We start from the raw sequence: 13071 nt of genomic DNA, 5'->3' as shown, positions 1-13071 counted from the left end.
TGATAGAAGTACAACTCCTGCCATCGCAGAGGGAGCGCTGCCGAAGCTCCTTCAACGGAACGTTCATGAGGGTTCGACCCGGATGGGCCGCGACGTTCGGCGTATTCCTCCTGCCCGCCTGCGCTCTCTTCCAACGCCCTCCTCGCCCTGTTCACGCGTCCCAGGCAGAGGCAGCAAAGGTCGAGATCCCGCTCGCGTTTCCTGAAGAGGGGCGTCAGATCATCCCCGGAACAACGCTGAGGGCCATCCAGCTCGCGATGGAGGACTACCTGCCCTGGGACTACAAACTCCCCGGAACGGCGACTCCTCTTCAGCAGTGCCTCGCTCGCCGCGAGGCCTACGATGTCGTGGCCGCGCCGGGTCCTCACGGTGTCGTGTTCGTCAGCATCGTTCCCAACCCGGAGGTCTGCGACGTCGGCGGGCCTCCGCTGCTGGATATCGGCGCCACCTACGCCATCGATGTCACGGGCTGGAGGATCCTCTCCGTACAGCAGTAGCGACTCTCAGTGCCCCAGGCTGTCCACGCCGCGCAGCGGACGCATCAGCGCGGAGATGAGCCGCTCGCGTCGCACCACGAACTCGGCGGTGCCCGTCATTCCTGGACGCAGCCGCACCGACACTCCCGCCGTGGAGCGAGGCTCACCGGGGACTTTCACGTCGACGCGATAGGGCGAGGCTCCCAGCGTGTCCTCCTGCCGCCGTGTCGTGTCCCCCGCGATTCGCGACAACTCACCCAACAGCACGCCGAAGTCCTGGAAGGGATACGCGTCCAGCTTGATGCGCACCGACTGCCCGTCTCGAAGGAAGGCGATGCCCTCCGACGCCACCACCGTGCGCAGCACGAGCCCATCCTCCGATGGCACCACCAGCGCGAGCACAGTCCCCGCCTGCACCACGTCCCCTCGGTCGAACACCGTCAACCCCTGCACCGTGCCCGCTCGCGGCGCCACCACCTCCAGTCGCGCGGCCTCCAATCGCGTTTCCTCCAGTTCCCCCGTGTAGCGCTCCAACTCCACCTTCGCCGCCGACAAGGCAGCTCCATCCGAGAGCGAGGCCACGCGGGAGTCACCCTCCAGCCCACGCTGCTCCAACTCCAATCGCCCCAGGCTCGCTTCCAGCTCGCGCACGGAGGCCTGCGCCGCCACCACCTGCGAGCGCGCCACCTCCGCTTGCACGGACGCATTCTCCGCTTCCACCAAGGCGACGAACTCCTTCTCCCGCAGGTGTTCAGCGTTCCGAGCATCCCTTGAGCGCGCCTCCGCCTCACGCTCCTTCGCGTGGATGAGTGCTCGCGCTGCTTCCAGCCGAGCCGCTGTCTCCAACGCCGTCGCCTTGCGCACGCGAACCTGCATCCCGAACGACTCCGTCCGCGACGCCACCAGCGCCTCCAACATCACCACCCGCGAGCGCGCTTCCACCACCTGCTGCTCCAGCAACCTCACCCGCGAGCGCACCTGCGCGTCATCCAGGCGCAACAGGACAGCGCCCTGATCCACCTGCTGTCCCTCGCGCACCGCGATGTCCAACACCACACCGGAGCGCGGCGCCTGCACTCGCGCCGTCTCCCCCACGGGCGCCACCACGGCCTGGCCCCGGACCACCACATCCATCTCGACGAAGAACAGCGCACCGAAACCCAGCAGCGCCAGCCCCGCGCATACCGCATACAGCCCACGCAGCACGCGGCGCGTCCGAGGAAAGTCGAGGACCGGCAGCAACTCCCGATAGGTGTCCTCAATCACCGCCATGAGCATCCTCCGCGCCATGGAGCTTCCCCGCGCCGCTTAACCGCCACGTTCTCAGTCAGCACCATGAGCACCCTCCGCTCCATGGCGCTTCCCCGCACTGCGTCCTCAGTCAGCACCATGAGCATCTCCGCTCCATGGCGCGTCCCCGCCCCATTCTCAGTCACCGCCATGAGCACCCTCCGCGCCATGGCGCTTCCAGTTCGGTGTCGCCTGCGCGAGCGCGCTGTACAACTTGCCCTGCGCGGACATGAGCGACTCGTGCGTCCCCATCTGGGAGATATGTCCCTCGTTCATCACCACGATTCGGTCCGCGTGCTGCAACGTCTGGAGCCGGTGGCTGATGATGAGCGTGGTGCGCCCCCGGACGATGTCGCGCAGTCGGTCATGAATCGCCTGCTCCGCCAGCGGGTCCAGCGCCGCCGTCGCCTCGTCGAAGATGAGGATGCGTGGGTCCGTCACCAACGCTCGAGCGATGATGACCCGCTGACGCTGTCCCCCCGACAACGTCAACCCACGCTCCCCCACCAGCGTCTGGAACCCATACGGCAGCTCCGTGACGAAGTCATACGCCCCCGCGAGCCTCGCCGCCCGCACCACCGCTTCCTCCGTCACCGGACGCCCACAGGCGATGTTGTCGAACACCGTCCCGGAGAACAGCTGCGTCTCCTGCGTCACCATCCCTATCTGCCCGCGCACCGACTCCGGCGTCACGTCCCGCAGGTTGTACCCATCAATCGAGACCGTCCCCTCGCTCGGGTCATGCAACCTCAGCAGCAGCCGCACCAGCGTGCTCTTTCCACACCCCGACGGCCCCACCAGCGCCACCACCTCCCCAGGCGCGAACTCCAGGTCCAGCCGCTCCAACGTGTTGGACTCGCGGCCAAGCCCATAGCGGAAGCTCACCCCCCGGAAGCGGACGTGCCCCTTCACCTGCGGCAGCTCCAGCACCGCCGACGCACGCTTGTCCCCCTCCCCCGCCACGTCCTGCACCGCACCCACTCGCTCCAGATGCGCCTGCACCCGCTGGTAGTCCCGCCACTGCGTCGCCAGTCGCACCACCGGCCCACTCATCTGCCTTGCGAACAAGGTCGCCGCGATGAGCGCTCCCACCGTCAGCTCCCCCCGCAACACCGCGCGCGAGCCCACCCACAACACCAACGCACTGCCCACCAGGTCCAACGTCTGCGACACACTCGCGCCAATCGCCCCGTGCATCGAGGCCTTGAAGCCATGCTGCAGCGACGGCGCCAGCAAGCGCTGCATCGTGCGCAGGAACGGCAACTCCAGCGCATGCGCCTTGAGCGACTCGAAGCCCTTGAACGAGTCCATCAGGTGCGTCTGGTACAGGTCATGCTGTGACAGGTACGCCACCGTGTGGTTCCGCACCCAGCGGCCCACCACGGCCGACACCAAGAGGTGCAGCGGCATCAACCCCAGCGCGAGCACCGCCAGCGTGGGCGAGTACATCATCAACACCCCCGCCGTACTCAACACCAGCGCCACATCGATGGTGATGGCGATGGCGTTGTCCACGATGAAGCCTCGAATCAGCCCCACCTCCATGAACCGGTTCAGGATGTCGCTCGTCGTGAAGCGCTGGAACAACCCCGACGCCCCATCCAGCACCCGTCGATAGAGCGTCTCCACCACGTCGCGTTCGATTCGCGTGGACACCTCCAGCACCAGATAGCTCCGCGCGAAGGCCAGCACTCCCGACAACAGCGCCGTGCCCACCAACCCCGCCAACAACACATCGAGCAGCTGCGCATCCGCCCGCATCAACACCCGGTCGATGACCACCTGACTTCCCAGCGGAAACGCCAGCGCCAGCACCTGCAACAACAACGACAGACCCACCAGCTCCGCGATGACCCCTCGGTACGGACGCAGCAACACGGAGAAGCGCGCCAGGGCGGACTTCTCCTGCTGCTTCGGCGGAAGCGCCGCCACCGCCGTCGCCATCCGGTCCGACGGCTTTAGCAACAACAGCACCCCACGCCAGGAGCGCAGGAACTCCTCCCTCGGAATGAAGCGCGTGGAGAACGACGGGTCTCCGACGACGACACCCTTGCGATTGACTCGCCACACCACGACGAAGTGGTGCCGGTCCTGGAGGTGCGCGATGGCCGGTAGGTCCACCGAGCGCAACAGCTCCCAGTCCGCCTGGATGCCCGTGGTGATGAACCCGAGCTGCTCACCCGTGCGCGACAAGTCCAACAGGCTGGTGCCATACCGGCTCACACCCGCGAGCTTCATCAGCGACGGGTAATCCAACTCGTGCCCGTAGTACCGCGCCACCATCCGCAGGCACGCGGCACCACAGTCCATGTGCTCCTGCTGCCGATAGAACGGGACCGGCTTCCATGGCGACGCGGCCGTGGGGCGCTCCGGCAGCTCCATCGAGGACTCCTCTTCGGGAGGTGCCTCGGGTGGAGCATTCACGTCCGTGAGGACCACGTGCGGCCAGCGATTGAACTGCGCGCTGCTCCTCGCCACACGTCGACCCAGCGCGCGTCGCACGCCTGGGAAGCGCAGCAACACCTCCGCCGCGGCGCCTCTCGGAGCGGACAGCAGGGTGCTGGTCTCCAGCGCTGTCGCCGCCGCGAAGACGGGTGCGTCCAGCAGCAGCGCATCCAACGCGAAGTCCTCGCCCGGCCCCAGCGCCCGCTCGCCATAGCGCACCGAGCCCTGCCTCAACACCCACCACTCCGCCGCCGTCGCTCCCGCCGGCATCAACACCGTGCCCTCCGGCACCGTGCCCTCCCGAAAGCACGCCGCGAGCCGCAACACCCCCTCCGGCTCCACATCGTCCCCGAACAAGTCGAGCAGCGCCCGGCGCAACGCGGGACACAGCAGCGCCGTCAGCCCACCCGTCTCGTCCAGCGCCAACGCCTCCCGGAAGTCCGCGCCGGACACCTCCAGCACGCGCGTCCCTCCACCCGTCACGACGTCGAAGCCGTGCGTCGCTCCGTCTTCACGCGCGTGCGCGCCATACAGCTCGCCCGCCGCCACATGCGTCACCCGGAGGAAGGCCCCGTGATTGGCACCCAGGTGCCCCATCACCAACATGCCCTCAAGGACGAGGCGCACCGTGTCGCAAGGCTGACCCCGATTCGCGACGAGTTCCTGCGACACGTACTCACGCACGCGTCCCGTCTTCACCAGGTGTCGACGCACCTCCTCCGGCAGAATGCGCAGCACGCCGGACACGCGGCGCGCGTCCAGCGGGGAGACCTCAACGGAGTCCGCGAGCACACTCATCTCGGGTGGACTCAGTCCTCCACGGTGAAGACCGTCGGCCCTTCCTCCGGGCCGTAGAAGTCGAGCAGCTCGCGGTGATAGGCCATCGTCAGCCGGCAGAAGGTGATGAGCCGTCGCCGGATGCGCGCCTGGTCCGCCGCGGTGAGAGGGCCCGCGTCCGCGAAGGGCTCGCGACCGAACTGGTCATGGTCGTCGCTGCAATCCCCCACGTCGTGGTCCCTGAACGGCCCGAACGCCTCCACCGGCAACACCGCGTGCTCCGTGAAGCGCTCCCAGAACTTCCCCACCGTGGCCAGCGCCGTCGGGTCTCCCTCTCCCACGCCGATGCAGGCCGAATACGACAGCGGGTCCGCCATCCCCAGCCAGCGCAGGTGGTTGATGAGCGCCTGCATCGCGATGAGCGGCGACGCGCGCTCCAGGTCCGCCTCCGTCAACCCCGCCGCGAGCAACCCGCGCTTCAACCACGCGTGGTGCCAGTACTCGAACGACAGGTGCTCGCTCAGGATGGTCTTCAGCCGCTCCGTCGGCTGCGACGCCACCGCCGCGCTCTGATGCGACGAGGCCGCCGCCGCGAAGTGGTAGTTCTCCAGCAGGTAGCCCACCGCCAGACGCCGCGACACCGGCCCCGTCCAGAACCGACGCAGCATCGACGACGGACCCCAGCGCTGCTGCGCGATGCCCGCCAGCGAGCGCAGGTGCTCGTAGTACGTCAGCGCATCCACCTCCAGCCCGCTCGTCTGCACCAGCACCGCGCGGTGATACAGGTCCTGCGCCACCGACGACACCAGCTCCAGCCCCAGCCGCGTCTCCTTCGCGATGTCCGCCAGGGTCCGCTTGCCATCCAACAACTGAATCACGCGCCACGCCTGGTCGGCGCTCTCGCTGTCGATGGTCATCACCTCCCAGGGCTCGCCCTCCGCCGCGCCGAGCACCAGCTCACGTCGCGCCAGTCCCTCCGGGCGCACCCAGTTCGCCAGGGCAAGGCGAGTCGCCGGCAAGAGCGGCCCCGGCTCACGGGTGGAGGGATGCCAGGCACGTCCGATGATGGGAAGGTGGCCGTTGTTGTCACTCATGGGTTTCACCGCCTGCGGATGGGTTGCTTGTGGAAGGGTGGGCGACGAGCGAGACGAGTTCCTGCTCGGCGAAGGCACTCAGCGTGTCGCGGGTGATGGACCGGGCCAGCTCCAGCGCCCAGCCCCGCTCGCTGTGCAGCACCTCCGCCACCTGGGCCACCGTCCTCACGCCGTCGCAGGCGCGCCAGACGGCGTCGGTGCCTTCGTCCAAATCGAAGTAGTAGTTGTCGAGGATGAGGTGCACCTGCCCCTCGGCTCGACGGCGCCGCACACGCAGGTGTGTGACGGGAACGAGCGTGTCCAAATCCATGGCGCTCATTCCTCGATGACATCCGTGAGCTGGTTGCAAAGCCGGATGCACGTCTCCAGATAGGCCTTCAAATCCTCCGGACGCTGACGCAGCCGCGCGCCGTCCGGGAACTGGAGTTCCCAGAAGCGCTGCTCGAACTTGCGCGCCTCCTCGTCCCCACTCGCGACGAGCTGACCCAGGATGCGCGTGCGCCATTTGCGCCGGATGTTCGTGCTGCCCCGGTAGTGACAGAAGGCGTCGCAGGTGGAGTTGAGCAACTCCCGCGCGCGCATCAGCGCCACGTCCGGCTGCTCCATCATCCCGTAGAGGTCCTCGAGCGCGTCGTCGACCTCGCGAATCTTCACCTCCAGCAGCCACCGCGACAGGCGACGGAAGTCGAAGCGCGAGCGCAGCCTGTCCAGCCGGCCGTCATGCATCAGCGCCACCCCCGTGCGCACGCGGTGCAGGAAGACGATTTCGTCCTCCGTCATCCGCCGCTCCATCATCACGTTGTCCCGCCCGCCTTCTTTCAGGTCCAACGCGGCGAGCTTCGCGGCGAGCACCTCCACCGACGCCTCGCTCCAGTACTCGAAGTCCACGCGGCGCTTGCCGAGCATGTGCACGGAGAAGAGCGCGTCCCCGGCCTTGTGCAGGCTGGTGCCCGTCGGTTCGCCTCCGCCGACGACGAACACGTCGATGTCGGAGAAGGCATTGCCCATGCCCTCCACCAGGGAGCCGGACAGGAACACGGCGGCCTCGATTGCGGGCGTCAGCGACTCCAGCGCCAGCAGGTGGCCAAGGTCCACGCCAAGCAGGTTCATCAGTTCGTCACGCGAGGGCTGAGTCATGAGGGCGGCGACACCAGAAGCGAGAAGAGGAAGGAAGGCGCGGGCCGGGTTCAGTGGCCCGCGCCTCCCCTGCATGAGCCTCAACGGCTCACGCGGTCAGCCTTCACCCGGCAATCACAGCACCGGGAAGACGCGGCCCGGCCCGATGACGATGGGACCGGGCAGCGTGACGATGGGGCCGGGCAGCGTGACGACGGGACCCGGGATGGTGGAGATGGAACCACCGACGACGCACTTCATGGTGTCGGCGGACAGCTTGATGGCAACGCTACGGGGCTTGTTCATGGTGTTGCTCCTTGAGGTGTCTGCGTTTCACTGCGTGCTGCGTGCTGCACCTGGCGCGGCCAGGACTCGGGCCGCTTGAATCGGAAGAGACGTGGGAGACACACGACACGGCGGCCATGCGAGGATGGGTCCCTGGAACCCGGAGGTCCGTCGATGCGTGCCCCTGTGCCGACACCCCTGCTGCGCGTGGGTCTCAACAAGGTCGCCCTGCTGCGCTCGTCGCGCGGCGGCGCCGTGCCTGATTTGATGGAGGCCGCGCGCACGCTCATCGAAGGCGGCTGCCGCGCGCTGATGGTCCACCAGTGGTCCGACCACCGGCACGTGAAGCCCCACGACATCACCGCGCTCGCCGCCCTGGACGCCGTGCGCGAGGGCCACGCCACGCTGCATGTCGGCGGAGACCTGCGCGAGGACCTCGGCGCGCTGCTGGAGCGCACCCCCGGCGTCGGCTGCTGGGTGGTGACACCCTTCGAGGCCCAGCACCTCACCACCCAGCGCGGGTGGCGCCCCGAGGACGACCAGCCCCGGCTGGCGCACTGGGCCCAGACGCTGCGAGGCCGCACGCGCATCTCCGTGTTCGTGGACCCGGAGCCAGAGGCCGTGGACCTGGTCGCGCGTGCCGGCGTCGCCGCCGTGGAACTGAACTGTCGCGACTATGTGGAGGGCTTCGGCACGCCCACGCAGGAGCGCGCGCTGGAGGCCCTGTCGCGCGCCGCGGACCGCGCACGCGAGCACGGCCTTGACGTCAATGCCGCGCATGACCTGGACCGCCGCCACCTGTCTCCGCTGATTCGCGCCGTGCGCCCCACGCTCGTCTCCGTGGGGCACGCCTTCGTGGCCGCCGCCGTCATCGCGGGCCTGCGGGCGGTGCTGCCCGGCTTCCTCCACGCGGCCTCGCAGGACTGAGCACTTCTTCGCGACGCGCGTCATCGCGACACCTCCGCGCCCCGGGTGCCGTGACGCTCCAGCGCCTCCGCGAGCAGCCGCACGCCCGTGGCATGCAGCACCAGCGCGATGTCCTCGGTGCGCGGATTCACCGGCGCCAGTTGGAACGGCGCGTTGGCCAAAAGCAGCAGCGGCGTGACGAAGTCCCACCGCGCGCGCCAATCCGTGTCCCCTCGCGCCAGCGCCCGCGCGGGCAGCTCTTCACCCAGCCACACATCCAGCGCGGCGAAGCGCTCCAGGGCGGGACGCGCCCACAAGGCCCACTCCCACGACAGGCGCCCTTCCTCCTCGGACACCCGGGCCGCTCCGGCGCGCGCCAAATCGTAGAGGCCGCTCGTGCACGTGCGCAGCTTGGCCAGGTCCTCCAGGTAGTCGCTGTCGGAGTCCCCCGTGGCGGTCGAGCCCCTTGGGTCCAACAGCAGGAAGCGACCCGTGGCCGGCTCCAGCAGGACGTTGTCGAACTTGAAGTCGCCGTGGAACCGTCCCACCCGGGGAGGATGCAGTCGTGCGAGCAGCGCCGTGTCTCGCTCCAGCTCACGCACCAGCTCGGCCGCGCTCCGGTGAAGTCGGCCGTTGAGGTCCAGGCTCCCCGCGGCGCACAGCCGGTCGAAGCGGGCGGACAGCCCCCGGCCCCCGCTCGCGCGCCGCCAGTACTTGTCCACATAGCTGGCGTGAAAGAAGCCCTCGGGCGCGGGACGGTGGTGGTCCGTGTAGAGCGTGTCGAAGGCGAAGGACACGATGCTCCGCGTGCCGCTCACGGCCTCGCCCACCGTCAGCGTGCCGTCCACCAGCACGCGCGACAGCTCCGGCCACGGACAGAAGTCCATGTCGTATTCGGCCCAGTCCGCGCCGGTGCGCACCTCCAGCACTCGAGGGAAGCGCTCCGCCGCGCGCGGAGGCAACTCGCGCAGCCACGCCACCTCACGCAGGAGCTTGTCGCGCCCATGCGTGGCGCGCTTGGTGACGCGACTGCCCGACACGCGCACGTCGCGCACCACTCCGCGCCAGTCGCCCTCGGCTCGCGCGCCGCTCACAGGCCCGCCTCCCGCTGGTGCCGGAGGACATCCAGTCCCTCGGAGAGAGAGAACGGCGTCTTCAGTCCCAGCGCCGTCAGTCGCGTGGACACCAGGCGGTTGTCCCGAGGCCGCACCGCGAGCGACGACTCCTTGCGCGCGCGCACCAGCGACACATCCAGGTTGAAGGCATGGGCCAGCCGCCGCGCCCACGCGTACTTGGTGGTGGCCTCGGCGCCACTGAAGTGCAGCACGCCGCGCACGCCGCCCCCCGCGAGCCGCGCCAGCAGTCCCGCCACCTCGTCCACCAGCACCGGGTAGCGCACCTGCTCGCCGTCCACGTACACGGGCAGGCCCGTGGACAGCTGCTCCAGCGTGGACGTGACGAAGGTGGACTTCTCGTCCGGGCCGGTGAGGCCGTAGAGCAACGGCACGCGCAGCACCAGCGCGTCCTCCAGCGTCAGCGCCAGCAACTCCCCCTCGCGCTTGGTGACGCCGTAGTGCTGGAGCGGCCGGGGTGCGTCCGTCTCCACATACGTGCGGGCGGGGGCACCATCGAAGACATGGTCGGTGGACACGTAGAGCAGCCGCGTGCGCGTGCGTCGGCACGCCTCCACCACGTGGCCCGTGCCTCCCACGTTGATGCTCGTCGCGGCGGACCGGTGACGCTCGCAGTCGTCCAGGTTGCAGCGCGCCGCCGCGTGGATGCACACGTCGAAGCCGCCCTCCACGAAGGCCGCGTCCACGGCGCGTGCGTCGGTGATGTCCAGCCGCATGAGCCCCTGGCGCGGCGTCGTGCTCCAGGTCCCCTGGGCCTGGACGCCCTCCATCAACAGCGCGCGCATCACCCTGCGCCCCAGAAATCCGCTCGCCCCCGTGACGATGACCTTCATGGCCAGCCCCCCGTGTCCCCGCCGCCGCTAGAGCAGCGACAGAGACGCGCCCCCGCTCGTGCCCAGTCCCACGCCCAGCAGCGCCAGCCGGTCCACTCCCGCGCGCGGCCCCGGGACTCCGCACTTCACCGCCGCCACCTTCGTCGCGAAGCGCAGCGCCTCACCAAAGCCATGCCCCGCCTGCACCGCCGCGATGTAGCCCGCGTGGAACGCGTCCCCCGCCCCCGTCGTGTCCACCACCTCGCAGCGCTCCGCCGCGACGCGGTGGTGCTCACCCTGCGCCGTCCACCCCTCGCAGCCCTCCGCGCCCAGCGTGCCCACCACCACGCGCAGTCCCCCGGCGAGCAACACGCGCGCGGCGGCGGACAGCTCGCGCTCCCCCGTCAGCTCGCGCAGCACCTTGCCCGGAGCCACCAGGCTCGTGAGGTACGGCAAGAGCGGCCGTGCCTCCTCCGCGACCTCCGCGTCCGCCAGCACCGGCAGCCCCTGGGCCCGCGCGCGCCTCGCCAGCGCCCGCGAGAAGGCGGGCTCGTGCCCGTCCAGGTACACCAGCCCGCATTGCTCCAGCGGCGCGGCGTCCGCGGGGATGCCGTCCATGCGCAGCCGCGCGTCCTTGTGCATCACCAGCGAGCGCGTGCCGTGCGTGGTGTCCACGATGATGGCCGCCGAGTGCTGCGGACAGTCCGCCACCGTGAGGCTGCCCTCCACCACCACGCCGGACTCCACCAGCGAGCCACGCGCCAGCCGCCCGAAGTCCCCGCCCCCGAAGACGCCGAAGTAGCGCGTGCGCACGCCCAGCGCGCCCAGCATCGCCGCGACGTTGGCGCCCTGCCCGCCGCCGAAGAAGCGCAGCCCGTCCGCCTGCACCTTGCCGTCCGTCACCAGCGCGTCGCGCGTGGAGAAGACGATGTCCACCGTGTTGTTGCCGATGACGAGCACTTCCATGGTGCCTTCCCGTGCCTGCATTGCCTGCCCTTTCCTGGCGCTGCGCCGCTCCCCCGCCCTGGCCACCTAGCGAGCCACCACCGGCCGCACCTGCGCCGGGGCCTCCGCATGCAGTCGGCGCAGCACGTCCGTCGCGATGCGCTCCGCCACCTGCTCCGGCCGCAGCTCGCTGGTGTCCACCACCGTCCAGCGCTCCTCCGCGGGCAGCAGCGACACGAGGTACTCGTCGTAGGCCTGGTGCCGCTCCGGGTTGTCGCGCAGGTGCGTGTCACGCACCGACTTGGAGGGACGCAGCAGCGCCCGCTCCCGCTTCGCCTTCGGCGTGGACGTCAGGTAGTAATTGAACGCGAACGGCAGGTGCTCATCCCAGATGAGCTGGCTGGGCAGCCCTGACACATCCGGATGGAAGAAGCGGTTGCGCCCCACCTGGCTGAGCCAGTGTCTGTCCTGGACGAGGAAGCCTGACGGCAACCCTCGGTGACAGCGCGCCAGGTCGAGCAGGATGTTCGCCGAGTAGAACCAGTCAATCTCAAGCAGGTCCGGCGTGCGCTTCGCCTCGGCCAGGAAGTGGTCGAGGATGGGCATGTCGAACACGTAGCAATGCCCCAGCCGCGCCGGCAGTCCCGCCGCCGACAGGCGCGCGCCCAACAGCTTGCACACCGTCGTCTTGCCCGCGTAGTCCGTGCCTTCAATCAGCAGTCCGTGAATCATGTGCGCCTCGCTCGGGCTTCAGGGTTGGAGGACGACCTTCAGCGCGCCGGCGGGAGGGCCCTGACGCCGGGCGCCCACGTCACAGCCCACCAGCGCCAGTCCCTCGCGGAACGACGCCAGCGGCAGGCGGTGCGACACCAGCCGACGCGCGGGCACCACGCCCGAGGCGATGAGGTGCAGCGCGGTGGCGAAGCTGCCATCCAGCGAATCGATGGAGCCCTGCACGGACAGGCTGCGGTCCGCGATTCCACCCACGTCCAGCGCCACCTCGTGTCGCTTGAGGCCCACCAGCAACAGCTGCCCGCCGCGCGACAACTTCGTCAGCGCCTCACCGGCCAGTCGCCCCGTGGTGTCCACCACCACGTCCAGCGGCGTCGCATCCGAGGCGTGGCGCGCGCAGACCTCATCCAGTGACTCCGCCACCGTCCAGCGCCGGTCCACCACTTCGCGGCACAGCTCCCGCCGCGCGGCCGAGCGCTCCACCAACGTGCCCGTCAACCCCAGGCCCGCCAGCACCCACGCGTACAACACGCCCATGGGTCCACCGCCGAGCACCACCGTGCGCAGCGACGGACGCAGGCGCAGTTGGTTGGCGCCCGTGACGGCGCAGCTCAGCGGCTCGGTGAGGCTGGCCTCCTCGAAGCCCACGTGCGCGGGCAGCGTGTAGAGGAAGCGCTCCGTCGTCTTGTGCAGCGGCGCCATGGTGCCGTCGGCGCTGACGCCCGTCTCCGTCTCACCCTTGCGCTGGCAGTGGTTCTGCCGTCCGGTGCGGCACAGCCGGCACTGGCCGCAGTGGAAGGTCGGGTCGATGACGACGCGGTCCCCCACCTGGACATGGCGCACGGAGGGGCCCACGGCGACGACTTCGCCCGCGGACTCGTGGCCCAGCACCACGCCGGGCTTCGCCGCGTACTCGCCGCCGATGATGCCCAGGTCCGTGCCGCAGATGCCGGTGGCGCGAACGCGCACCATCACCTCGTCATGCACGGGCGCGGACGGCTCGGCACGCTCGCGCAGCTCCAGCTCCCAGGCTGTCGTGTACACCACTGCCCTCATGTGC

General features: G+C 69.5%; 13 protein-coding genes. 2 read left to right on the top strand and 11 right to left on the bottom strand.

Features of this window, described 5'->3' with window-relative positions:
- Positions 1-65: 65 nt before the first annotated feature.
- Positions 66-497, top strand: coding sequence for a hypothetical protein (locus FJV41_RS08210; RefSeq protein ID WP_141641868.1), 432 nt, complete (start codon positions 66-68; stop codon positions 495-497).
- Between the two features lie 6 nt (positions 498-503).
- On the opposite strand, the gene FJV41_RS08205 is transcribed toward FJV41_RS08210, so the two are convergent.
- The 6 genes from FJV41_RS08205 to FJV41_RS52125 all read right to left on the bottom strand — a co-directional run bounded on the left by FJV41_RS08205 (position 504) and on the right by FJV41_RS52125 (position 7504).
- Complete coding sequence (locus FJV41_RS08205) at positions 504-1748, bottom strand: beta-barrel domain-containing protein (RefSeq protein WP_181790480.1); 1245 nt, start codon at positions 1746-1748, stop codon at positions 504-506.
- Between the two features lie 156 nt (positions 1749-1904).
- Complete coding sequence (locus tag FJV41_RS54555; protein ID WP_141641866.1) at positions 1905-5009, bottom strand: ABC transporter transmembrane domain-containing protein; 3105 nt, start codon at positions 5007-5009, stop codon at positions 1905-1907.
- An 11-nt stretch (positions 5010-5020) separates the two neighbouring features.
- Entirely contained in the window at positions 5021-6082 is a 1062-nt protein-coding gene (locus tag FJV41_RS08195; RefSeq protein WP_141641865.1) for a hypothetical protein, read from the bottom strand.
- Positions 6075-6392: a hypothetical protein gene (locus tag FJV41_RS08190; protein ID WP_141641864.1), complete on the bottom strand. Its 318-nt coding sequence runs from the start codon at positions 6390-6392 to the stop codon at positions 6075-6077. The genes FJV41_RS08195 and FJV41_RS08190 overlap by 8 nt, the downstream gene beginning before the upstream one ends.
- 5 nt (positions 6393-6397) lie before the next feature.
- Positions 6398-7219 carry a hypothetical protein gene (locus tag FJV41_RS08185; protein ID WP_141641863.1) on the bottom strand — a complete coding sequence of 274 codons (822 nt, stop codon included), beginning with the start codon at positions 7217-7219 and terminating at the stop codon, positions 6398-6400.
- Between the two features lie 114 nt (positions 7220-7333).
- On the bottom strand, positions 7334-7504 hold the full coding sequence (locus tag FJV41_RS52125; RefSeq protein WP_174456057.1) for a hypothetical protein: 171 nt from the start codon (positions 7502-7504) through the stop codon (positions 7334-7336).
- Positions 7505-7657: 153 nt separating this feature from the next.
- Between FJV41_RS52125 and FJV41_RS08180 the strand changes: the two genes are divergently transcribed.
- Entirely contained in the window at positions 7658-8410 is a 753-nt protein-coding gene (locus tag FJV41_RS08180) for a pyridoxine 5'-phosphate synthase (protein WP_141641862.1), read from the top strand.
- Between the two features lie 20 nt (positions 8411-8430).
- On the opposite strand, the gene FJV41_RS08175 is transcribed toward FJV41_RS08180, so the two are convergent.
- Genes FJV41_RS08175 through FJV41_RS08155 form a run of 5 tightly spaced genes read right to left on the bottom strand, consistent with a single transcriptional unit; the run spans position 8431 to position 13067 of the window.
- A complete protein-coding gene (locus tag FJV41_RS08175) occupies positions 8431-9483 on the bottom strand; it encodes a phosphotransferase (protein WP_141641861.1) in 1053 nt (350 codons plus the stop codon).
- Positions 9480-10355: an SDR family oxidoreductase gene (locus FJV41_RS08170; RefSeq protein ID WP_141641860.1), complete on the bottom strand. Its 876-nt coding sequence runs from the start codon at positions 10353-10355 to the stop codon at positions 9480-9482. The genes FJV41_RS08175 and FJV41_RS08170 overlap by 4 nt, the downstream gene beginning before the upstream one ends.
- 27 nt (positions 10356-10382) lie before the next feature.
- The gene (locus tag FJV41_RS08165) at positions 10383-11321 is read right to left on the bottom strand and encodes a carbohydrate kinase family protein (protein WP_141641859.1); all 939 of its coding nucleotides are present in this window, start codon (positions 11319-11321) and stop codon (positions 10383-10385) included.
- Positions 11322-11366: 45 nt separating this feature from the next.
- A complete protein-coding gene (locus FJV41_RS08160; RefSeq protein WP_141641858.1) occupies positions 11367-12011 on the bottom strand; it encodes a hypothetical protein in 645 nt (214 codons plus the stop codon).
- A gap of 18 nt (positions 12012-12029) precedes the next feature.
- Positions 12030-13067: a zinc-dependent alcohol dehydrogenase gene (locus FJV41_RS08155; RefSeq protein WP_141641857.1), complete on the bottom strand. Its 1038-nt coding sequence runs from the start codon at positions 13065-13067 to the stop codon at positions 12030-12032.
- Between the last annotated feature and the right edge of the window lie 4 nt (positions 13068-13071).

The organism is Myxococcus llanfairpwllgwyngyllgogerychwyrndrobwllllantysiliogogogochensis, assembly GCF_006636215.1.
Lineage (GTDB): Bacteria > Myxococcota > Myxococcia > Myxococcales > Myxococcaceae > Myxococcus > Myxococcus llanfairpwllgwyngyllgogerychwyrndrobwllllantysiliogogogochensis.
This window is presented reverse-complemented; position numbering and strand designations above follow the sequence as displayed.